Source organism: Corynebacterium sp. TAE3-ERU16 (assembly GCF_019209935.1).
In the GTDB taxonomy this organism is placed as follows: domain Bacteria; phylum Actinomycetota; class Actinomycetes; order Mycobacteriales; family Mycobacteriaceae; genus Corynebacterium; species Corynebacterium antarcticum.
Genome location: NZ_JAHUTN010000011.1, coordinates 28675 through 50425, shown reverse-complemented (window position 1 = coordinate 50425; position 21751 = coordinate 28675). Strand labels below are relative to the sequence as shown.

General features: G+C 68.3%; 21 protein-coding genes. 10 read left to right on the top strand and 11 right to left on the bottom strand.

Annotation, left to right across the window (positions count from 1 at the left end; all coding sequences use genetic code 11):
* The first annotated feature begins 2 nt into the window (after window positions 1–2).
* From KRX55_RS10895 to otsB, 3 genes are read left to right on the top strand one after another with little or no spacing between them, the layout of a single operon-like run.
* Window positions 3–1475, top strand: coding sequence for an alpha,alpha-trehalose-phosphate synthase (UDP-forming) (locus KRX55_RS10895; protein ID WP_370625836.1), 1473 nt, complete (start codon window positions 3–5; stop codon window positions 1473–1475).
* Window positions 1475–1966: a hypothetical protein gene (locus KRX55_RS10890; protein WP_218407758.1), complete on the top strand. Its 492-nt coding sequence runs from the start codon at window positions 1475–1477 to the stop codon at window positions 1964–1966. The genes KRX55_RS10895 and KRX55_RS10890 overlap by 1 nt, the downstream gene beginning before the upstream one ends.
* A 32-nt stretch (window positions 1967–1998) precedes the next feature.
* Window positions 1999–2760 carry a trehalose-phosphatase gene (gene otsB / locus KRX55_RS10885; protein ID WP_218407757.1) on the top strand — a complete coding sequence of 254 codons (762 nt, stop codon included), beginning with the start codon at window positions 1999–2001 and terminating at the stop codon, window positions 2758–2760.
* A 9-nt stretch (window positions 2761–2769) separates the two neighbouring features.
* On the opposite strand, the gene KRX55_RS10880 is transcribed toward otsB, so the two are convergent.
* Window positions 2770–3891 carry a LacI family DNA-binding transcriptional regulator gene (locus tag KRX55_RS10880; RefSeq protein ID WP_218407756.1) on the bottom strand — a complete coding sequence of 374 codons (1122 nt, stop codon included), beginning with the start codon at window positions 3889–3891 and terminating at the stop codon, window positions 2770–2772.
* 122 nt (window positions 3892–4013) lie between these two features.
* Here KRX55_RS10880 and KRX55_RS10875 point away from each other — a divergent pair, with 122 nt between their 5' ends.
* The 3 genes from KRX55_RS10875 to KRX55_RS10865 all read left to right on the top strand — a co-directional run bounded on the left by KRX55_RS10875 (window position 4014) and on the right by KRX55_RS10865 (window position 6849).
* On the top strand, window positions 4014–5066 hold the full coding sequence (locus KRX55_RS10875; RefSeq protein ID WP_218407755.1) for a metal ABC transporter solute-binding protein, Zn/Mn family: 1053 nt from the start codon (window positions 4014–4016) through the stop codon (window positions 5064–5066).
* A 117-nt stretch (window positions 5067–5183) separates the two neighbouring features.
* A complete protein-coding gene (locus tag KRX55_RS10870; protein ID WP_218407754.1) occupies window positions 5184–5885 on the top strand; it encodes a metal ABC transporter ATP-binding protein in 702 nt (233 codons plus the stop codon).
* Window positions 5886–5922: 37 nt separating this feature from the next.
* Entirely contained in the window at window positions 5923–6849 is a 927-nt protein-coding gene (locus KRX55_RS10865; RefSeq protein ID WP_218407753.1) for a metal ABC transporter permease, read from the top strand.
* 82 nt (window positions 6850–6931) lie between these two features.
* Here KRX55_RS10865 and rlmB read toward each other — a convergent pair whose 3' ends face one another.
* From rlmB to KRX55_RS10840, 5 genes are read right to left on the bottom strand one after another with little or no spacing between them, the layout of a single operon-like run.
* Complete coding sequence (gene rlmB, locus KRX55_RS10860) at window positions 6932–7879, bottom strand: 23S rRNA (guanosine(2251)-2'-O)-methyltransferase RlmB (protein ID WP_218407752.1); 948 nt, start codon at window positions 7877–7879, stop codon at window positions 6932–6934.
* A 15-nt stretch (window positions 7880–7894) separates the two neighbouring features.
* Entirely contained in the window at window positions 7895–9298 is a 1404-nt protein-coding gene (cysS, locus tag KRX55_RS10855) for a cysteine--tRNA ligase (RefSeq protein WP_218407751.1), read from the bottom strand.
* A gap of 51 nt (window positions 9299–9349) precedes the next feature.
* Entirely contained in the window at window positions 9350–9838 is a 489-nt protein-coding gene (ispF, locus tag KRX55_RS10850) for a 2-C-methyl-D-erythritol 2,4-cyclodiphosphate synthase (protein WP_218407750.1), read from the bottom strand.
* Entirely contained in the window at window positions 9831–10586 is a 756-nt protein-coding gene (gene ispD, locus KRX55_RS10845; protein WP_370625835.1) for a 2-C-methyl-D-erythritol 4-phosphate cytidylyltransferase, read from the bottom strand. Before ispD ends, ispF begins: the two co-directional genes overlap by 8 nt.
* 13 nt (window positions 10587–10599) lie before the next feature.
* The gene (locus tag KRX55_RS10840; protein ID WP_218407749.1) at window positions 10600–11196 is read right to left on the bottom strand and encodes a CarD family transcriptional regulator; all 597 of its coding nucleotides are present in this window, start codon (window positions 11194–11196) and stop codon (window positions 10600–10602) included.
* Window positions 11197–11508: 312 nt separating this feature from the next.
* Between KRX55_RS10840 and KRX55_RS10835 the strand changes: the two genes are divergently transcribed.
* Complete coding sequence (locus KRX55_RS10835; RefSeq protein ID WP_218407748.1) at window positions 11509–12084, top strand: hypothetical protein; 576 nt, start codon at window positions 11509–11511, stop codon at window positions 12082–12084.
* A 120-nt stretch (window positions 12085–12204) separates the two neighbouring features.
* Window positions 12205–13623, top strand: a complete 1419-nt coding sequence (gene radA / locus KRX55_RS10830; protein ID WP_218407747.1) for a DNA repair protein RadA — start codon at window positions 12205–12207, stop codon at window positions 13621–13623.
* Between the two features lie 11 nt (window positions 13624–13634).
* Here the strand turns inward: radA and KRX55_RS10825 are convergent, their stop codons facing one another.
* Window positions 13635–14381 carry a hypothetical protein gene (locus KRX55_RS10825; RefSeq protein WP_218407746.1) on the bottom strand — a complete coding sequence of 249 codons (747 nt, stop codon included), beginning with the start codon at window positions 14379–14381 and terminating at the stop codon, window positions 13635–13637.
* A 67-nt stretch (window positions 14382–14448) separates the two neighbouring features.
* Complete coding sequence (locus tag KRX55_RS10820; RefSeq protein ID WP_218407745.1) at window positions 14449–15096, bottom strand: carbonic anhydrase; 648 nt, start codon at window positions 15094–15096, stop codon at window positions 14449–14451.
* An 87-nt stretch (window positions 15097–15183) separates the two neighbouring features.
* Here KRX55_RS10820 and KRX55_RS10815 point away from each other — a divergent pair, with 87 nt between their 5' ends.
* Window positions 15184–16080 carry an A/G-specific adenine glycosylase gene (locus KRX55_RS10815; RefSeq protein WP_370625834.1) on the top strand — a complete coding sequence of 299 codons (897 nt, stop codon included), beginning with the start codon at window positions 15184–15186 and terminating at the stop codon, window positions 16078–16080.
* Here the strand turns inward: KRX55_RS10815 and KRX55_RS10810 are convergent.
* The 3 genes from KRX55_RS10810 to KRX55_RS10800 form a co-directional block, all read right to left on the bottom strand.
* Window positions 16004–17329, bottom strand: a complete 1326-nt coding sequence (locus KRX55_RS10810) for a threonine/serine ThrE exporter family protein (RefSeq protein WP_218407801.1) — start codon at window positions 17327–17329, stop codon at window positions 16004–16006. The two genes, KRX55_RS10815 and KRX55_RS10810, sit on opposite strands and share 77 nt — an antisense overlap.
* Before the next feature lie 122 nt (window positions 17330–17451).
* On the bottom strand, window positions 17452–17622 hold the full coding sequence (locus KRX55_RS10805; protein ID WP_200253495.1) for a DUF4236 domain-containing protein: 171 nt from the start codon (window positions 17620–17622) through the stop codon (window positions 17452–17454).
* Window positions 17623–17963: 341 nt separating this feature from the next.
* Window positions 17964–20750 (bottom strand): ATP-dependent Clp protease ATP-binding subunit, encoded by a 2787-nt coding sequence (locus KRX55_RS10800; RefSeq protein WP_255567782.1) that lies wholly within the window; start codon window positions 20748–20750, stop codon window positions 17964–17966.
* A gap of 263 nt (window positions 20751–21013) precedes the next feature.
* Here KRX55_RS10800 and KRX55_RS10795 point away from each other — a divergent pair, with 263 nt between their 5' ends.
* Entirely contained in the window at window positions 21014–21712 is a 699-nt protein-coding gene (locus tag KRX55_RS10795) for a Pr6Pr family membrane protein (RefSeq protein WP_218407744.1), read from the top strand.
* The last annotated feature ends 39 nt before the right edge of the window (window positions 21713–21751 follow it).

The window sequence follows — 21751 nt, the reverse complement described above, 5'->3', positions numbered from 1 at the left end:
CCGTGACTGCCGCGCCACATACCCCGGCGAAGGGCGGAAATGACTTCGTCGTTGTGGCGAACAGGCTGCCCGTCGATGTCACCGTCAACCCGGACGGAACGAGGAGTTTCACCCCGAGCCCCGGTGGCCTGGTCACCGCGTTGAGCCCGGTTCTCGAGCGCAACGCCGGCTGCTGGGTCGGCTGGCCGGGAACCGTGGACGGCGGCATGGAGCCGTTCCGCACGGATTCCGGGATCCTCCTGCATCCGGTGACGCTCACCGCCACGGACTACGAGGAGTTCTACGAGGGATTCTCCAACGCCACGCTCTGGCCGCTCTACCACGACCTCATCGTTCCCCCCACCTACGACCGCGCCTGGTGGGAGACCTACCGGGAGGTCAACTACACCTTCGCCCGCGAGGCGGCGTCCGTTGCCGCCGAGGGGGCGACGGTGTGGGTGCAGGACTACCAGCTCCAGCTCGTTCCGGGCATTCTGCGGCAGCTCCGACCGGATCTGACGATCGGTTTCTTCCTGCACATCCCGTTCCCTCCGGCGGAGCTCTTCCGCCAGCTGCCCTGGCGCGAGGAGATCGTCCGCGGTCTGTTGGGATCCGATGTCATCGGCTTCCACCTGCCGCAGAACGCCGACAATTTCCTCTCCCTGGCGCGCTCCGTCGCGGGGGCCCCGGGGTCCCACACCGGACAGCCCGACAGCCTCAACGTGGAGGGGCGGGCATCGGTCCGCGGGATCACCGCACACATCACCGCCCCCGACGGTCGCCGGGTCGGGGTCGCCGCGTTCCCCATCTCCATCGACACCGCCTCGGTGATCGAGACCGCCTCGCAGGTGGACTCCACCGACATCCGCCACCGTCTCGGGGACCCGGAGACGATGATTCTCGGTGTGGACCGACTCGACTACACGAAGGGCATTCTCCAGCGGCTCTCCGCCTACGAGGAGCTGCTGGAGTCCGGTGCACTCGAACCCCACGACTCGGTGCTGCTGCAGATCGCCACCCCCTCGCGCGAGCGGCTGGAGCACTACCGCCGCACCCGCGCCAGGGTGGAGGAGGCCGTGGGCCGGATCAACGGCCGATTCGCGGAGGTCGGCAGGCCGGTCGTGCACTATCTCCACCGTTCCCTCGACAAGCAGCAGCTCTTCGGCTGCTACGTCGCCGCCGACATCATGCTCGTGACCCCCTTCAAGGACGGAATGAACCTGGTGGCGAAGGAATACGTAGCCTGTCACGGTGATGGCTCGGGGGCCCTGGTCCTCAGTGAGTTCGCGGGTTCGGCGACCGAACTCAACCGGGCCTTCCTCTGCAATCCGCACGACGGGGACTCGGTGAAGCGACAGCTGATGACCGCGGTGACCATGCTCCGGGACGCCCCGGACGAGGCGGCCGAACGGATGCTCACCATGCACCGCCAGGTCGTCGAGCACGATGTGGACCTCTGGGCCCGGTCCTTCCTCGACGCCCTTCGGAGCCACTGATGGGTACCCGGTTGCGTACCCCGACGGTGGCCGTCGTCCTCGGCGTTCTGCTCCTCACAGGGTGCACGCAGGGACAGGCCCCGGTGGTCTCCTCGAACTGGCAGGTGACGAACGTGTACACCGACACCGAACATCCGAGTGTCCTCCCCGACACCCTCGCCGGACGGGTACACCTCGCATTCGGGGACAGCACCGTCGTCGGGGACACCGGGTGCGCACCATTCACCGGATCCGTGGACTTCCTCGACGGGGACGGCGAAAGGGTGGCGGCGACGGACCCCGCCGCCGTGACGTTCAAGTTCCGGGACCTGCGAGTGCGCGAGGGCAGCGGGTGCGAGGGCACGGAACTCTACTTCCACGAGGGGCTCCTCGGGGTACTCGGCGCCGGTGCGCTCACCGTGTCCCGCCCCCAGGACGGTGAGCTGCTGCTGACCGATGCCGATGATCCGGCCGTCGACAAGCGGGGCATCCGGCTGACCACGTCGAGCTGAACCGGGCCACCGGCCGACGTACCATCGGGGCCATGGACGACACCAGCCTCGAAGCCAGACTCAGCTCCGTGATCCGGGCCCCCAGACTGCTCGTGATCTCCGATTTCGACGGCACGATCGCCGATTTCGCGGACGACCCGGAGAACGTTCCCGTCAACCGGGCCTCCATCGCGGCCCTCGAGGCGCTGGGCGAACTCCCCGACACCGGGGCCGCCATCCTCTCCGGCCGGGATCTGGCTACCCTCCGACGCCTGTCCGGAACCGGCGACCGGATCGAACTCGTCGGGAGCCACGGCGCGGAGAGCACCGGCGATCCGGTTGAGCCGACCGACGGGCAGCGTCGGCTCCTCGACGCCGTGGGCGAACGCCTCAACGACCTCATCGTGGGGCATGCCGGTGCCGCGGTGGAGCGCAAACCCTTTCACCGGGTGCTGCACACCAGGCGGGTCGCCGACCGGGAACTGGGCGACCGGCTCCTCGACGAGGCCCGGCAGCTGCGCCCGGAGGGATTGCACGTGTCCACGGGTAAGTGCATCGTCGAGTTCTCCGCGGTGTCGGTGAACAAGGGCACATGGATCGACGCGGCCAGGAAGCGGGGTGGATGGGACGCCGTCGTGTTCCTCGGCGACGACGTCACCGACGAGGACGGGTTCCGGGTGCTGGAATCCGGTGACCTGGGGATCAAGGTCGGGGACGGAGCCACCGCAGCCCTGGGCCGCGTCGCCGGCACCGCCGGCGTGCAGGCTGTCCTCGAGCGGCTCGCCGAGGCGCGTGCCGCCCACCTCAACGGCTGAGCCGCCTGTTCAGTCCGTGGACCGGGGCGCCGCGACCGTGCCGCCGGGCCTGAACTTCGTTTCCAGCAGCTCGCGCAGCGGCTCCCCGACGGACGGATCCTCATCCGAAAGCCGCTGTTCGATGAGCCGGAAGAGCATCCTTCCCGCGGCGGCCCCCTTCTCCCGGTTCGGCTGGATCACGGTTGTCAGATCCCGGGCCACGGCGGTGACGATCCCGTCGAATCCCGTGACCGACAGCCGGTCCGGTACGGAGATCCCGTGATCCGCGCAGTAGTCGAGGACACCGAGGGCCATCGAGTCGGTGGTGCAGAGTACGGCCGTGAGATCCGGGTGGGTCTCCAGAAGCTCCCGCGCCGCGTCAACGTTGTTCGCCCGGTCATTGATGTGCCGCTCTATGACAGGCACCGTGTCCGGATCGATGCCCGCCGAGGCGAGAACGTCCAGTGCGCCGAGAACCCGGGAGCGCTGCACGTGCAGCCCGGCATTCCGCAGACGTTCGGCCGACACCGGGCCGTCGTTCTTCCTCCGGTCGAGGCGGATCGAGAGAATCCCGATCCGCCGGTGTCCCGCGTCGATGAGAGCCTGAGCTGCGGGCGCTATCGCCGCGCGATCGTCGATGCCGACGAACGGGAGTCCGGTCTCATCGGCGGGCTGGTCGCAGATGACGAGCGGGAGCCTGCGGTTTCGGGCCGCCTGCAGGTACGGGTCGTCGGCGGCGACCGAGTAGACGACGAATCCGTCGATGACGGGCTGGTTCACGAGCTGGGCGGCCGCGGCGACATCGACGGAGCTGTCGGGGCCGACCGGGATAAGGGTGAGACAGGTGTTGCCTCCGTAGGAGGCCTCGGCCATGCCCGCGAGGAAGTCGACGGAGGCGAGATCGTCGAAGGCGTAGGTCAGATGCTCGGTCAACAGCACACCCATGGCCCCGGCCCGACGGGTCCGCAGTGAGCGGGCCGTCGGGTGCGGCCCCGGATAACCGCGCTGTTCCGCGGTGGCGAGAATCTTCTCCCGCAGGGACGCGGACAACTGCTCCGGGCGATTGTAGGCGTTGGAGACGGTCGTCCTCGACACCCCGAGTTCGGCGGCCAGAGACGCGAGCGTACCGCGCTGCCGATTACGTTTTGCCATGATAGAAACCTAGCACCCAGGTTCACCGGGAGCCGATGCAGGCACGCACCGGCCACTGATCCGAGGTCAGTTAAATGATCATAAACTTGACAAAGGTTGTCATTTGTCTGAAACTGGGTTTCATGATCAACAGTAGCTTCCGTCCCCTCCTCCGCAATCTCCGGAACCACCCCGCCCGGACCGCAGGTGCGACACTCTTCGCCACCGGTATGGTCATGGCCACCGCCGGTTGCGCACCGGGGAACGAGAATCCCGCACCGGAGTCCACGACAGCGGCGCAACAGTCCGGTGAAACCGCGGCCGCTGAAAGCGACGACAAACTCAACATCGTCACCTCCACCCAGATCTGGGCCGACGTCGCGGACATGGTCGTCTCCGACCAGGACGCCGACATCCGGGCCATCATCGTCGGCGATTCCGTGGATCCCCACTCGTTCGAACCGACGGCGGCCGACATGGCACTGGCCCAGGAAGCCGACCTGATCGTGGTCGGTGGCGGCGGATACGACTCCTGGTTGTACCGCAACATGGATGAGTCGATCATCATCCACGCCCTCCCACTCACCGTGCACGATCACGGGCACGACCACGGACATGATCACGAGCACGGGCACGACCACGACCACGGGCACGATCACGACCACGGACATGATCACGGCGATCTCGTGAATGAGCACATCTGGTACGACCCGCACGCCGTCGAGGAGGTCGGCGCCGAGCTCGCCGAACGGGTCTCCGAACTGCGTCCCGACGCGAAGGTCGACACCGACAAGCTGGAGGACAAGCTCTCCGCACTCGAGACTGAGATGGACTCCCTTCCGGCGGTCCGCGTCGCCCAGACCGAACCCATCGCGGACTACATCGTGGAGCACTCCCCCCTGACCGAGGCCACCCCCGAGGGCTACCGGACGGCCACCCTCAAGGAATCCGAGCCCACCGCCGCCGACTACGCCGCCTTCACCGAGGCACTGAAGAACGGTGAGATCGATGTCCTGATCTTCAACCCGCAGACCGCCACCGATTCGACCGAACGTCTCCGTGACGAGGCCCGGGGACTCGGTATCCCGGTGGTGGAGGTCTTCGAGACCCCGTCACGCGGCGAGAACTTCTTCGACTTCTTCAGCGGTGCCGTCGAGCGTCTGAAGACCGGCGCGGACCAGGTCAGGAAGAACTGATTCCCGACCGCCCCCGCTCCACCCTGTAGCCTTCCACACGGAGTCATCTTCCGCGTGGAAGGCTCAACTGCTGTCCGGGACGCCCTCCCGGACCTCTGATCAGAAAGAACCACGATCATGGTCCTCACCTTCACCGGCGCCGCCGTCGACCCGCTCTTCTCGGATCTGAATCTGACGGTCGGGCCCGGCGAGTTCCTGGCGGTTCTCGGCCCCAACGGTGCCGGGAAGTCGACGCTGCTGCACACGGTCACCGGAACCCGCAGGCTCACCCGCGGCACGGTCTCGGTGGACGCGCGGACCGGATTCATCCCCCAGCAGCGGATGTTCTCCCCCGATCTCCCCCTACGCGCCCGGGACCTGGTGAACCTGTCCGCCGCACACGGGGTGGTCAGGCGGCGTCGGGCGAGGCGCGGGGCCGTCGAGGAACTGCTCCGGGAGGTCGGGGCGACGGGGATCGCGGACAGGCGGGTGGGCAACCTGTCGGGCGGCCAACAACAGCTGGTGCGCCAGGCGCAGGCCCTGGCCAACGATCCCGAGCTCCTTCTCTGTGATGAGCCGTTGCTCTCCCTCGACATGGGTGTGCAGCAACGCACCGTGGACCTCATCGACCGTCGGCGCCGGGAGGCCGGGACGGCGGTCGTGTTCGTCACCCACTCCATCAACCCGGTCCTGAGAGTCGTCGACAGGGTGCTCTACCTCGCCCCGTACGGGCACGTGCTCGGGGACGTGTCCGAGGTGATGCGCTCCGATACGCTCTCAGAGCTCTACGGCACGCGCGTCGAGGTCGCAGAGGTCAACGGCCGCCTCGTCGTCCTCTGACCCGCCCCACCGATCCCAACCGACCCGAGGAACAACCATGGACATGACCCAGTTCATCACCGACACGCGCTACCTGCTCGGGGTCGACTTCGTGCGGGACTCCCTGATCGCCGCGGGATTGCTCGGGATCCTCTCCGGGATCATGGCCCCGCTGATCGTGCTGCGCCGGATGTCCTTCGCGGTGCACGGCACGAGCGAACTCGCCCTCATGGGCGCCTCGGCCGCGCTCCTGCTCAGCGTCAACGTCGGGGTCGGCGCAGTGGTGGGCTCCATCGTGGCGGCCATCGTTCTCGCGCTGCTCGGCATGCGTCAGCAGGACACCGCCGTCGGCGTGGTCCTGAGTTTCGGCATGGGGCTGTCGGTGCTGTTCATCCATCTGTACCCGGGGCGCTCATCCAACGCCTTCGCGTTGCTCACCGGCCAGATCGTCGGCGTGCAGTCGAGCTCGGTGTGGCTGCTCGCCGGGATCACGGCCCTGGTCGTCGGATGCGTCGTGCTGTTCTGGCGACCGATCCTGTTCGCCTCCGCGGACCCGCACATGGCCGCTGCGGCCGGGGTCAACGTGCACCTGGTCGCGGTCGGATTCGCGGTCCTCGTCGGGCTCTCCGCGGCCGAGGGGGTGCAGATCGTCGGCGCGCTGCTGGTGATCTCCCTGCTGATCACACCGGGCGCCGCGGCCGCCCAGGTGACCTCCAGCCCGGTGCGCGCGGTCGTGCTGTCGACCGTGTTCGCCGAGGTCGCGGCGCTCGGTGGTTTCGTCATCTCGCTCGCGCCCGGGCTACCGGTGAGCGTGTTCGTCACCACCATCTCTTTCGTGATCTACCTCATCTGCCGCCTCATCGGGTACCTCCGGGGGCGGACGGCACAGCGGGACGAGGACGCCCTCCGGCTCCGCGCCCAGGGGGGACTGCAGGAGATCGGTGACCACGCCCCGGAGCCGACGCGGACCGAGCCTACGGTCTAGCGGCCACCGCACGGGAAACTGGAACGGCCCCACCGGTATCACGGTGGGGCCGTTCCTCGTGTCCGTCACGGACGGTGGCGGGTCACCTCAGCTGCGCACGGCGCTGGCGGGCGAACTCACTGAGCACGACGCCCGCGGCGACGGACGCGTTGAGTGATTCCACCCAGTCGGCCATGGGAACGGACAGGGTGACGTCGCAGGTCTCGCCGACGAGGCGGGAGATCCCCTTGCCTTCACTGCCGACCACGACGACCGTGGGGCCGGTCCCGTCGTAGGTGTCGAGGGTGTGGTCACCACCTGCGTCGAGGCCGACGACCTGGTAGCCGGCCTTCTGGAACTGCTTGAGGGTCCGGGTCAGGTTGGTGGCCTTCGCGACCGGGAGACGGGCCGCGGTTCCCGCCGACGTGCGCCATGCGACGGCGGTGACCGATGCCGAGCGACGCTCCGGGATGACGACACCGTGTCCACCGAACGCCGCGACGGAGCGGATGACCGCGCCGAGGTTGCGGGGGTCGGTGACGTTGTCGAGGCAGACGATCAGGCCGGGCTCGCCGCGCTCGTTGACCTGCTCGATGAGGTCCTCGACCGCCGAGTACCGGAACGGCGGCATCTGCAGGCCGATGCCCTGGTGCATGCCGTTGCCGGTCATGTGGTCCAGGTCGGTGCGCGGCACCTCGATGATGGAGATGCCGCGGTGCCCGGCGAGCTGCACGGCCTCCGTCAGACGCTCGTCACTCTCGGTGCCGACGGCCACGTAGAGGGCGTTGGCCGGCGCCTTGGCGCGCAGGCACTCGACGACGGGGTTGCGCCCCACGACGAGCTCGGTGGTCTCCTCCTTGACGTGGCGGCCGCGTGCGCGGCGCTCCGCCTCCTTCTTCCGCTTGTGTGCGGGGTGGTAGGTGCGATCCTCCGCCTTCGGGGTGGGGCCTTTGCCCCGCAGACCACGACGGCGTTGGCCACCGGATCCGACCTGGGGGTTCTTCTTGTCGGTCTTGCGCACCGCTCCGGTGCGCTTGGAATTTCCAGCCATGGTGCTTCAGGGGCCTTACTTGTCGTCGGTGTTGGTGCGCAGCGACCACTGTGGGCCGTCGGCGGTGTCGGTGATCTCGATGCCCGCCGCCGCCAGGCGGTCGCGCACCTCATCTGCTGTGGCCCAGTCCTTCGCCGCGCGGGCGGCGGTCCGACGGTCGAGTTCAGTCCGGATCAGGGTGTCCAGGGCTTTTCCCGCCGCGTCGTCGGTGCCACCGGACGCGGTCCTGGAGGCGGTCCAGGTATCGGACTGGGGGTCGACACCGAGGATGGCCATCATCGCACGGATCTGACCCGCGAGGCGAACCGCCTCATCCCGGTCCCCCGCGGCGAGTGCGCTGTTCCCGGCGCGGACCGCGTTGTGTACCTCGGCGAGGGCGGCGGGAACGCCGAGATCGTCGTCCATCGCGGCTGCGAAGCGGTCGGTCCAGGTGGTGCGCTCGACGGGACCGACCCGGTCGAGGAACGCCTCGATGCGGCGGTATCCGGTGGCGGCGTCGGCGAGGGTCTGCTCGGAGTACTCGAGCATGGACCGGTAGTGGGCGCTGCCGAGGTAGTAGCGGAGCTCGACGGGGCGGACGAGGGTGAGGACGTGCGGGACGGAGAGCACGTTGCCGAGGGACTTGCTCATCTTCTCCCCCGCCATGGTGACCCAGCCGTTGTGCATCCAGTAGCGGGCGAAGCCGTCGCCGGCCGCTGTCGCCTGGGCGGCCTCGTTCTCGTGGTGCGGGAACTTCAGGTCCAGGCCGCCGCCGTGGATGTCGAACTCCCCACCGAGGTATTTGGTGGCCATGGCCGAGCACTCGAGGTGCCAGCCCGGACGGCCGTCGCCCCACGGCGTCGGCCAGGACGGTTCGCCCGGCTTCGCCGCCTTCCACATGGTGAAGTCGCGCGGGTCCCGCTTCCCGGTGCCCGCCGATTCGCCCTGGTCGAGTTCGTCGAGGCGCTGCCCGGAGATCCTCCCGTAGCCCTCGATGGTGGTCGGTGAGCAGTACACGTTGCCGTCCGCGGCGTAGCCGTGGCCGGCGTCGATGATCCGCTGCATGTAGTCGACCATCTCGGTGACGTGGCCCGTGGCCCGTGGCTCGAGGGACGGGGGCCGGACACCGAGCTGGTCGTAGGCCCAGGTGAAGGCGCGCTCGTGGGTGGCGGCCCATTCCCACCAGGGGCGACCTGCCTCGGCGGCCTTGGTGATGATCTTGTCGTCGATGTCGGTGACGTTGCGGAGGAACGCCACATCGAGGCCCTTGGCCTCGAGCCAGTTGCGGAGGATGTCGAACGCGACACCGCTGCGGACGTGGCCGATGTGCGGAACAGACTGGACCGTCGCACCGCACAGGTACACCGAGGCGTGCCCGGGGCGCAGGGGCACGAAGTCGCGGAGGGTACGGGTCGCTGAGTCATAGATTCGCAGAGTCACGGCACCCATCCTATCTGCCGCACCCCCGGTTCCGGGCGGCGGGAGGACCGGTCAGACCGCGGGGTACACCAGCGCGGTGGCGACGGCGGCACGCCCCTCACCGCGTCCGGTGAAGCCCATGTGGTCGGTCGTGGTGGCGGAGATGTTGACCGGGGCGCCGAGGATCCCGGCGACGGCGTCCCGGGCCTCGGCCCGGCGTGGGCCCAGCTTCGGTGTGTTGCCGATCAGCTGCACCGCCACGTTACCGATCGCCCAGCCGTTGGACTCGAGGAGCTCACGTGCCTCGCGGAGCAGGCGGGCACCGGAAACCCCGTCGTACTCGGCCCGGCCCACCCCCACGAAGGATCCGAGATCCCCGAGACCCGCGGCGGACAGCAGTGCGTCCACGAGCGCGTGGGCGACGACGTCCCCGTCGGAATGCCCCTCGCAGCCGTCGGCTTCCTCGAACCGCAGGCAGGCGATCCAGCAGTCCCTGCCGGCCTCGATCTGGTGGGCGTCGGTTCCGATGCCGACGCGCGGGATGATGGGGCTCTCAGTCACCGGGTACCTCGAAGATGGTCGGTTCGGCCTCGTCGGTGATGTGCCGGGCGAGGATCATGTCCATGGGGGTGGTCACCTTCAGCGCCATGGGATCGCCCCTGACGCAGGTGACGGTGTGTCCCGCCCATTCCATCAGGGAGGCGTCGTCGGTGGCGGTGAAGCCGGGGTCCTCCGAGCTGAAGTAGGCGGTGTTCGCCGCACGCAGTGTGGCGAGGTCGAAGCCCTGCGGGGTCTGGACGGCACGGAGATCGGAGCGGGGCGGGGTGTCCACGACCCGGTCGCCGTCGACGACCTTGATGGTGTCGGTCACCGGGAGCACCGGGATCACCGCGACCTCACCGCGGCGCACGCGGTGGACCACCCGGGCGATGAGCCCGGGTGGGGTGAGCGCGCGGGCGGCGTCGTGGATGACGACGACACCGTCGTCGGCGTCGATGGCCCGGAGTCCGGCCCAGACGGAGTCCGCGCGCTCCCCGCCACCGTGGACCAGACGGACGGGCAGGGTCGGGTCATCGAGGAGTCCCGCACGCTCGAGGATGGTGCGGGCGTAATCCGCCATGTCCGGGCTGACCAGGACGATCACGTCATCGACGACCCCTGAGGTGGCCATGGCCCGGACGCTGCGCTCCACGAGGGTCATGCCGCGCAGCGGCACGAACGCCTTCGGCACCGGGGCACCCAATCGGGTGCCCCGTCCGGCGGCCGCGAGCAACGCGGTCACCCGGCGGTCATCGGCTGAAGCTGACACTCCGCGCTACGGCTCAGTCGTCGTCGGAGTCGAGGTCGACGTCATCGAGATCGACGCCCGGGACATCATCGTCCGCCTTCTTCACGACGTCGGAGTCGTCCCCGGCACCGGCCGCGTCGTGCCTCTCGATGGTCGCCTCCATCTGGGCCTCCAGGTCGTCGGCCTTGGCCTCGTCCACGCCCTCGGCGAGTGCGAGCTCACCGACGAGCACCTGCCGTGCCTTGGCCAGCATCCGCTTCTCACCCGCGGACAGGCCGCGGTCCTGGTCGCGACGCCAGAGATCGCGAACCACCTCGGCGACCTTGTTCACGTCGCCCGAGGCGAGCCGTTCCTGGTTCGCCTTGTAGCGGCGGGACCAGTTGCCGGCCTCCTCGACATCGGTCTCGCGCAACACGCCGAAGACCTTCTGCAGGCCCTCTTCACCGACGACGTCGCGGACTCCGACGAGCTCGGCGTTCTTCGTGGGAACCTTGACGGTGAGGTCGGACTGGTGGATCTGCAGGACCAGATAGTCGAGCACCTCGCCGCCGATCTCCCGGCTCTCGATAGCCTCGATCACGGCAGCGCCGTGATGCGGGTAGACGACGGTGTCGCCGACCTTGAAATCCATGCCCACTTGATGCACCTTCCTGCGCCCACCGGCGCCACGGTGAATAGTCACTGTTGCGGGGCTGATTCTAGCATGCCCCCAACCAGCTGTTTTCCCCGAACACCCGGAGCAGTGGGGTGCACTGGCCGGTCACGGAAACACTTGACCCACCCACGGACCGGACACGGGGATGACAGTTGACGCAATCAAAGGATTGCCCCCGCGCTCCCCCTCCTCAAATCCCTTGAACTGTGTGGAGAGTCTGAACAGCAGCTAGAGTGAGGACAACAACTGCCTTACCCGAAAGCCTTCCGATGGAGGACACTGAAAGTGATGACCACCAAGACCGTGAAAGGCGCGGCAGCGGCCCTAGTCTCCGTTGCGGCGGCACTGACCTTGGGCGCCTGCAGCTCCGGCCAGATCTCCCAGACAGCCAGCCAGGTCGCCGCGGTTGACGGTGCCCGCGCGGACACCCCGGACGGCAAGATGGGTGTCCGCGACGTCACCGTGGAGGTCGACGGGACCTCGACCGCGTCCCTCCGGTTCACCCTGGTGAATCAGGACACCGACATGTCGGTCCACTCCCTGAAGAGCGCCACCGTCGACGGCGAGAAGGTGAGCCTGCGGGGAGACACCGAGCTCAACCGTGACTGCTCCATCGTCGCCGGGTCCCGGGCACACCTGGACACCCTGCCCGAGGTCGGCGACGGTATCTGCATCACCCAGGTGGTCACCGCGGTCAGGGACAAGGGGTTCCCACCGGGCGGCAACGCCGATGTCGTATTCACCTTCGACGACGGCCAGACCATCGACGTCACCGCGACCATCGCCGCCCCCATCCTCACACCGGCCGACATCGACCGACCCGAGGGGAAGGGCGACGGCCACGAGGGGCATTCCGGGCACTGACCCCTGATCCCCTCCACGAAACGGCCACTCCCTGACGCGGGAGTGGCCGTTTTCGCGCCCCCCACCCGGTTCGAACACCCTTTCGCAGCCGTGTCGGGCCCACGCGTTAGGGTGGTTCCCATGGCGAAGAAACCCCGCAGCGTGCACACCTGCTCAGAGTGCGGCTACAGCACACCGAAGTGGTTGGGACGCTGCCCGGACTGCGGCGGGTGGGGCACCCTCACCGAGTCCCGGGCAACGGCGGGCGGGACCGGGGCCGCCGGTGCCGCGGTCGGCGGGAACCTCCCGACCGGACTGACCCCGACGTCACCCGCGGTACCGATCAGCCGCATCGACCCGGCGACCGCGACGACGGTATCCACCGGTATCGGCGAACTCGACCGGGTCCTCGGCGACGGCATCGTCCCCGGCTCCGTGGTGCTTCTCGCGGGCGAACCCGGCGTGGGCAAGTCGACGCTCCTGCTGGAGGTGGCCGCCCGCTGGGCGGCCCAGCCCTCCGCGAAGGCCGGCCCGGACGATCCGTCCGCCGACACCCGAACGGCCCTCTACATCACCGCCGAGGAATCCGCGGGCCAGGTACGGATGCGCGCCCAACGCACCGGGGGCCTCCAACCGACGCTGTACCTCGCCGCGGAATCGGATCTCGACGTCGTGTTCGGTCACGTCGAGCAGCTCAAGCCGAGTCTGCTCATCGTGGATTCCGTCCAGACCATGCACATCAGCGGGGTCGAGGGGGTGTCGGGCGGTGTCGCCCAGTCCCGCGCCACCACCGCCGCGCTGACCACCCTCGCCAAGACCTCCGGCATCCCCGTGCTTCTCGTCGGTCACGTCACCAAGGACGGGTCCGTCGCCGGCCCGAGGGTGCTCGAGCACCTGGTCGATGTGGTCCTGACCTTCGAGGGTGACCGGCATTCCTCGCTGCGGATGCTGCGCGGCATCAAGAACCGGTTCGGGGCCACCGACGAGGTCGGGTGTTTCGAGCAGACAGGGGACGGGATCCGGGAGGTGGAGGACCCCTCGGGACTGTTCCTGTCCCACCGTGACTCCACCCCCGACGGGACCGCGGTGACGGTCGCGATGGACGGGGTCCGTCCGATACTCGCGGAGGTCCAGTCCCTCCTGGTGCCGACCCAGTCGAAGAATCCCCGACGGGCCGTCACCGGCCTCGACGCGACCCGGGTTCCGATGGTGCTCGCGGTTCTCTCGGCACGGGCCGGTCGTCCGTCCTTCGACCGGGAGGTCTACATCGCGACCGTGGGCGGCATGAAGGTCGGGGAACCGGCGGCGGATCTCGCGGTCGCTCTCGCCACCGTGTCCGCGATGGACGGTCGCCCGATAGCACCCAAGACCGTGGTGCTGGGTGAGGTCGGTCTGGCCGGGGAGATCAGGCGGGTACCGGATCTACGGCGGCGGCTCCAGGAGGCCGCGCGTCTGGGCTACGTGTCCGCGATCGTGCCGTCCGGGGACGATCTCAGCGTTCCGGGGATGCGGATAACGCGGGTGGGCACCATCGGGGAGGCGATCGCGGCCCTCGGCTGAGCGCCGCGGCGTCACATCAGGTTGAACGGGTGCGCATCCGAGTGGTTGCCGCCGACGAGGGTGTGCAGGTAGTAGCCGCCGGCCGGAACCTGCGTCCGGTCCCCGCAGCTGCCCGGTGCGGAATTCGTCCGGGACCAGACGGCCTCGTAGTAGCGCTCCTCCCCCGCGGGGAACGTCCGCTCGGTGACATCCACGGCGGGGTTGCAGTCGACGTCGGACCAGACCCGGCGGTTGGTGGCCAGGTCGTACACCTCGAAGCGGAGGACGTTCTCCCCGAGATCGATCTCGCAGTCGGCGGCGGTGGGGTTCTTCACCGCCATGTAGAAACTGGGCTGGACGTCAGGCGCGTACGCGGCCTGATCGGAAGTGGCGGTGATGATGAGATCGCTGAGCTCGCAGGTCTTCTTCCGCTCGGACGGCGCCTGTTCCGCCGTCGGTGCGGTGGATTCCGACCCGGCGTACGGCTTGTCCTTCTTCGGTTCATCAGCGGGCCGTTTACCCGCCGTGGTCGCGGCCGTCGCGGTTCCGCGTTCGGTGGTGGAACCGGTGGACGTCCGGGAGGCCTCCGCGGCTGTCGTCCCCCGGGTGGAGGTGGTGGTCTCCGTTCCCTCCGCAGCGGTCGGCTGCGGGTCGTTACCGCCGACGAGCGCCGAGATCAGCCATCCGACCAGGAACACGACGATGATCAGCACGACGCCCGCCGCCACCCGGCGGCGGATGTAGATCTCTCTGGGCAGTCGACGGTTTCTGTTGTCCACGAGCCTGAGTCTATGCGGCGTCGCGCCGCGCACGTGTCAGTCCTGCGGCGTGTCCCCGTCTGTTTTGTCAGTCGTCGTTGACACCGATGGTGACCACGGGCTCCGCCATCCCGTCGTACAGGCGGTACCGGACACCGACGATGCCGCAGGTCCCCTTCGACACCCGGGCCTTGATCTCGGGTGACCGGGACAGGACCTGGTCGACCGTCTCGGCCACGTGATGCGCCTCGAACTCCTCGATGGTGCGGCGTCCCGCAGCCCGGGCGTCGAGGATCGAGGGGCTGACCTTCTCGATGAGCACGCGCTGGAATCCCCCGGGGATCTCGTGCCCGTCCAGTGCCGCCATCGTCGCCCCGACGGCACCGCAGGACTCGTGTCCGAGGACGACGACGAGCGGGACGTGGAGGGACTCCACCGCGTACTCCAGCGAACCGAGTACCGCGAGGTCGATGATCTCGCCCGCGGTACGGATGACGAAGACGTCACCGAGTCCCTGGTCGAAGATGAGCTCCACGGGGACCCGCGAGTCGGAACAGGCGAGAACAACAGCCAGCGGTTCCTGTCCCTGGGTGAGCTGACTGCGGCGCAGAGCGTCCTGGTTCGGGCGTTCCACCGAGAAGTTCATGAAACGACGGTTGCCCTCCATCAGCGCGGCCCACACGGCCTTCGGATTTCGGGGGGCCCGGTCTTCATCCGGTGAAAGGGTGTTCGTCATGATTCAATTGTGCACCGTCGGGGTCCGCCGCGGGACATTATGGACGATGTGTGACCGGGGACCGGAACCCGATAGACTCCTGCCCTTGTGATCACCCGGACCCTCCTGCGCTGGTACGACGCCAACCGGCGTGACCTAGTCTGGCGCACCCCCTCGACGGGGGCGTGGGGGGTGCTGCTGTCCGAGGTGATGAGCCAGCAGACCCCGGTCCGCCGGGTGGAGCCGATCTGGCGCGAGTGGATGCGACGCTGGCCGACCCCGGCGGATCTGGCGGCGGCGGGCACCGATGAGGTCCTGCGGGCCTGGGGACGCCTCGGTTATCCCCGCCGGGCCCTCCGGCTGCAGGAGTGCGCGGCGGTGATCGCCACCCGGCACGATGGCCGGGTTCCCGACGACGTCGATGAGCTGCTCGCGCTCCCCGGGATCGGTGACTACACCGCGCGGGCCGTGGCCGCGTTCGCGTACGGGAGACCCGTTCCGGTGGTGGACACCAACGTGAGACGCGTGTACCGGCGGCTCATTGAGGGACGCTTTCTCCCCGGGACTCCACGGCGCCGGGACCTCGACGACGTCGAATCGATCCTGCCCTCCGATCCGGAGCTGGTCCCCCGGTTCTCGGTGGCGCTGATGGAGCTCGGCGCCCTGGTGTGCACCGCCGCACGCCCGGACTGTGACGCCTGCCCGTTGCGCACGGAATGCGCGTGGCAGCGGGCCGGTTGCCCCGCGCCGACAGAGGGGGAACTCGGAGCGGCGCGGAAACGGGTGCAGAAGTTCGCGGGCACCGACCGGCAGGTGCGGGGAAAGATCATGGCGGTGCTTCGGGACGCGGACGGGCCGGTGCACCGACGCGTGGTGGACGCCGTGTGGCCCGATGAGGAGCAGCGTGCCCGGGCGCTGCTCGGGCTTCTCAGTGACGGTCTCGCCGAGGAGTACGGGGACGGTCGGATAGGTCTGCCCCGCCGGGGTGCTGCGCCGGATCGGTGAGCTGCTTGTGCAGGTCGATGCTCCGACCGTAGGCCCAGTCCGGATCCGTGAGCATCCTGGCGAGCGCCAGCCCCGCCGCAATGCAGACGACGACCAACGCCGCCGAAGCGGCCGCCGACATCGCGAGGTCCATGTCCCCGGTATTCAACGCGTACATCGAGGTGTACATGGCGACACCGGGAATCATGATGACCGAGGCCGGCACCGTCACGGTGATCCTCGGAACCCGGGCGGACCGGTGGATCAGTGCGGCGATGACGCCGACGAGCACTCCGGCGATGAAGGCGGCGAGGTGCTGCGGCACGTGGTGGAACACGAGCACGAGCCGGGTCATGTTCGCGACCATCGCGACGGACGCCCCGAGCAGCACCATGCGGCGCGAGCAGTTGAACAGCAGCGCGAACCCCGCGACACCGAGGAAGCTCGCGGCGGCGGCCGCCGCCCACCATGCCGGGGAAGGTGGCCCGGGGCTCGCGGGCAGTGGGTTGAGCCCGGTCACGAGACTGACCATCCCGACGGAGATCGTCGCGGTGATGATGACGCTCACCGCGTAGGTCAACCGGGAGATTCCCGCGGTGATGTCGAAGCGGGTCAGGTCCAGCAGCGCCGAGAACAGCGGGAACCCGGGGATGAGGAACAGGACCGCGGCGACGTAACCGGCGGCGAAGGAGGTCGTGTCGGTGTCCCCGATCATCCCGATCAGCACCGTGACCGCCCAGTACACGAGACACGCCACGGCGCCGGCCGCGGACACGGTGCCGAGCTGGTTGAAGTGCCTACGACCGAGGGTCACCCGGACGAACTGCCCGCACGCCGCCGAGACCGCGACGACCGCGGCCTCGCTGGCGGGATAGCGGTTGAGGACCGCGAAGGAGGCGCAGGCGACCCCCGCCGCCATGGCGAGCAGCAGCCGGGACCAGCGTTTGACCACGGTGCGTTCGATGACGTCGAGCCGGTGGTTGAGTTCCTCCACGGTGAACCGGCGGTGCATGTGGTGGGTGAGATCCTCCAGTGCCTCGATCCGGGAGGCGTCGACCGAAGGCTCGTGGTGGTTCGCGACGACGGTGCGGAACATGTCGCACCGGTGGAACGTGCACGTGATCGTGTTGACGGACACGATGGCGTCCAGCCGGTCGAATCCGAGGGATCGTGCGGCCCGCTTCATCGCGCGCAGCACCCGGTACCCCCCGGTGCCTGCGGCAGTCATCATCAGGCCGAGTCTCAGGACCGCGTCGGCCTCCCGTCCCATCTGCTGCTGGAGCTGCATAAGCTGCTGCAGCTCACCGTCCGATCGGCTGCCATCCGCCACAACCAGTCACCTTCCTCACGTCTCACCGGGTCTTCCGTGGTTCGTCCCGCCACCGGGCGGGCTCAGCGCCAGCGACCGCGCCAGTTGAGTCCGCCCGGGAGCCGGAGCGAGACCCGGCCCCGGGAGTTGACCGTGAGCGGCCCGAACCGCTTGGACACGGACGCCCCCGATCCCGACAGATTGAGCCACGTGCCCTTGCCGAGTGATTTGCGTCGACGGTAGTTCAGCCCCACTGATTCTCCTGCTTGCTCGATTGGTGGACATGCCCGATCGGACACACCCGGGTATTCCACGGTCCGTTCGTGCCGGATTCTCCGGAGGAAACACCATTCCACCCGATTCTACGACCGCCCGGGGCGCCGCCCGCGACCGGTCTTATTCGCGGGTGTCCTTCACCGGGTTCGACCCGTGGCCCCTCACACCCGACGTCCCGGGGGCCTCGGCGCGGTTCGTGCTGCGGGAGCACCGCCCGGGCGAGATCATGCGTCCCGGAACCGACGGCCGGACACGGAGCAGGGCCCCGCCCGGAGTATCGAACTCCGGGCGGGGCCCTGCCGTGGTGCGTCAGCGTTGGTCAGACGGTGCCTGCGGGGGCCTGTCCACCGCCGGCCTCGGTGTCGCCGTCGTCGTCGGGGGCGGAGTTGCGTCCCTTGTCCTGGTCCGGGTGATCCGGGTTCTCGACGTGCTCGGCGGACTCGATGATCTCCTCCGCCTCGATCTCCCTGGCGGTGTCGCCCTCGGGAACGTCGCCATCTGCGGCGTCGGAGACGTCCTTGATGGCCTCGGCGGCCTCGACGCTGATCTCGCTGAACTCCCCGTCCTCCGGCAGCGGCTTCGGCCGCGGGGTGAACGTGAAGGTGGCGTCGGTCGCCTTGGATTCGCCGTCCCAGTTCTCGACGTCGACGGTGACGATCTCACCGGCACCGAGCTCGCCGAACAGGATCTTCTCGGACAGGGTGTCCTCGATCTCCCGCTGGATCGTGCGGCGCAGCGGACGGGCACCGAGCACCGGGTCGAAACCGCGCTTGGCCAGAAGTCGCTTGGCCTTGTCGGTGAGCTCGAGATCCATGTCCTTGGCGTGCAGCGCCTTGGTGACACGTGCTGCGATGAGGTCGACCATCTCGACGATCTGTTCCTCGGTGAGCTGGTGGAACACCACGACATCGTCGATGCGGTTGAGGAACTCGGGGCGGAAGTGCTTCTTCAGCTCGTCGTTGACCTTCTGCTTCATCCGCTCGTACTGCCCCTCGACCCCCATCGCACCGCTGCCGGAGAATCCCATGCCGACGGCCTTGGAGATGTCCTGGGTACCCAGGTTCGAGGTGAAGATGAGCACCGTGTTCTTGAAGTCGACGACCCGGCCCTGACCGTCGGTGAGACGGCCCTCCTCCAGCACCTGCAGCAGGGTGTTGTAGATCTCCTTGTGCGCCTTCTCGATCTCGTCGAACAGCACGACGGAGAACGGCTTGCGGCGCACCTTCTCGGTGAGCTGGCCACCCTCCTCGTAGCCGACGTACCCGGGGGGCGCACCGAAGAGGCGGGAAGCGGTGAAGCGGTCGTGGAATTCGCCCATGTCGATCTGGATGAGGGCATCATCCTCGCCGAACAGGAAGTTCGCCAGCGCCTTGGACAGCTCCGTCTTGCCGACACCGGACGGGCCCGCGAAGATGAACGAACCACTGGGGCGCTTCGGGTCCTTCAGGCCGGCACGGGTACGTCGGATCGCGCGGGAGACGGCCTTGACCGCGTCATCCTGGCCGATGATCCGCTTGTGCAGCTCATCCTCCATGCGCAGCAGCCGGGAGGACTCCTCCTCGGTGAGCTTGAACACGGGGATCCCGGTCCAGTTGCCCAGCACCTCGGCAATCTGCTCCTCGCCGACCTCGGCGACCTCCTCGAGGTCACCCGAGCGCCACTGCTTCTCCTTCTCCGCACGCTCCTCACCGAGCTTGCGTTCCTTGTCGCGCAGGCCGGCAGCCTTCTCGAAGTCCTGCTCGTCGATGGCCGCCTCTTTCTCGCGGCGCACGTCGTTTATGCGCTCGTCGATCTCGCGCAGACCCTCGGGCGCGGTCATCCGCTTGATGCGCATGCGGGCGCCCGCCTCGTCGATGAGGTCGACCGCCTTGTCGGGGAGGAAGCGGTCGTTGATGTAACGGTCCGAGAGATTCGCCGCGGCGGCCAGTGCACCGTCCGTGATGGAGACCCGGTGGTGCGCCTCGTAGCGGTCGCGCAGACCCTTGAGGATCTCGATGGTCATCTCGACACTCGGCTCGGGGACCTGGACGGGCTGGAAGCGACGCTCGAGGGCGGCGTCCTTCTCGATGTGCTTGCGGTACTCGTCGAGCGTCGTCGCACCGATGGTCTGCAGTTCACCTCGGGCCAGCTTCGGCTTGAGCAGGCTGGCGGCGTCGATCGCGCCTTCCGCGGCACCTGCACCGACGAGGGTGTGGATCTCGTCGATGAACAGGATGATGTCGCCGCGCTGGTTGATCTCCTTGAGCACCTTCTTCAGGCGCTCCTCGAAGTCACCGCGGTAACGTGAACCGGCGACGAGGGAGCCGAGGTCGAGCGAGTAGACCTGCTTGTCCTTCAGGGTCTCCGGAACCTTGCCGTTGACGATGTCCAGCGCCAGGCCCTCGACGACGGCGGTCTTACCGACACCGGGCTCGCCGATGAGCACCGGGTTGTTCTTCGTCCGGCGGGAGAGGACCTGCATGATCCGCTCGATCTCCTTCTCCCGGCCGACGACCGGATCGAGCTTGCCCTCCTTCGCCGCGATGGTCAGGTTGCGGCCGAACTGGTCGAGGACCAGCGAATTGGAACGCTCACCGGCGGGACCGCCCGTGCGCCCCGTGGGATTGGCACCCGCGCCGACGGCCTCCGGCCCGCTGGGGCCACCCTCGGGGGAATCACCCTGGCCGCCCTCGTACCCGGAGAGCAGCTGGATGACCTGCTGGCGGACACGCGGGAGGTCGGCGCCGAGCTTGACCAGCACCTGGGCGGCGACGCCCTCGCCCTCACGGATGAGGCCGAGGAGCAGGAACTCGGTGCCGATGTACTTGTGGCCCATCTGCAGTCCCTCGCGCAGCGAGAGCTCGAGGACCTTCTTCGCCCGCGGGGTGAAGGGGATGTGACCGGTGTGCGGCTGGGTGCCGTGGCCGATGATCTCCTCGACCTCCTGACGCACGGCGTCCAGCGAGATACCCATGGACTCGAGCGCCTTCGCTGCGACACCCTCGCCCTCGTGGATCAGTCCCAGGAGGATGTGCTCGGTGCCGATGTAATTGTGGTTCAGCATCCGCGCCTCCTCCTGAGCCAGGACGATGACGCGGCGGGCGCGGTCGGTAAACCTCTCGAACATATCTCTCCCCTGGAATCGCTGGGTGTTAGTGCCACCACTGTAACCTGCGCACGGGCGCCGACATTCCGCCCACCCGGCGATGGTGCACCCCAGGCGACGCAACTCTGGTCAGAGCGTGGCTCGAACCCCAGGTGAGACAGTGTTTCCACGCTTCCGTGGCACGCTGTACGCCGGTAGCGAACACGGTCCGGAAACACCGTTTCCGGACCGATTCCGGGTCAATCCGCCGATTGTCGCTCACGGCATGTTGTAAGGTCAGCCAAATGACATCCTCAGTGATCCGGTTCCTGGGACTCGTGGCGGTGCTCCTCGGCGTGAGCGCCGCTGTCGTCGGTGGTTACGGTGCGGCCACCACCCCGTTCACCGACTACCCCGCGTTCGGGTCCACGGGCGAGAAGCTCCTGGCCTACTACTCGTACTTCACCCTGTGGTCGAACATCGTCGGCGCCGCGGCGGGTCTCTCCTACGCACTGTGGTTCGTCCGGGGCCGCGACGGCGGCTGGCTGGGGGCGGTGCTCCGGCTGGACGCGACGATCATGCTCATGGCAACGGGGCTGGTGTACCACCTGCTGATCGCGGATGGCTCGCCGAACACCGGCACGCAGGCGTTCACCGCGCCCATCATCCACGGCATCATGCCGATCCTGCTCCCGGTGATCTGGCTGCTCCACATGACGCAGCGGAAACGCCCGGACGTGCGCCCGCGCACCCTGCTCGGTGCGCTGATCATCCCGGTGGTCTGGACGGCCTGGACGTTCTGGCGGGCGCAGGCCACCGGTGGCTACTACCCCTACGACTTCATGAACGCCACGGAGATCGGTCTGGTCAGGTCGGTGACCACGACCGCGGTGATCTACGTGATCTTCATCGTGTTCATGCTGGTTCTCGGACTGATCGAGCGGCTCGTGATCCCGCGGCTGCGGCCGACGCGGTACATCGAACTGCCGGAGAGCCGGGACTGATCCCGGAAAAGCGGAGACGGTCCGGCACACTCCCCAGTG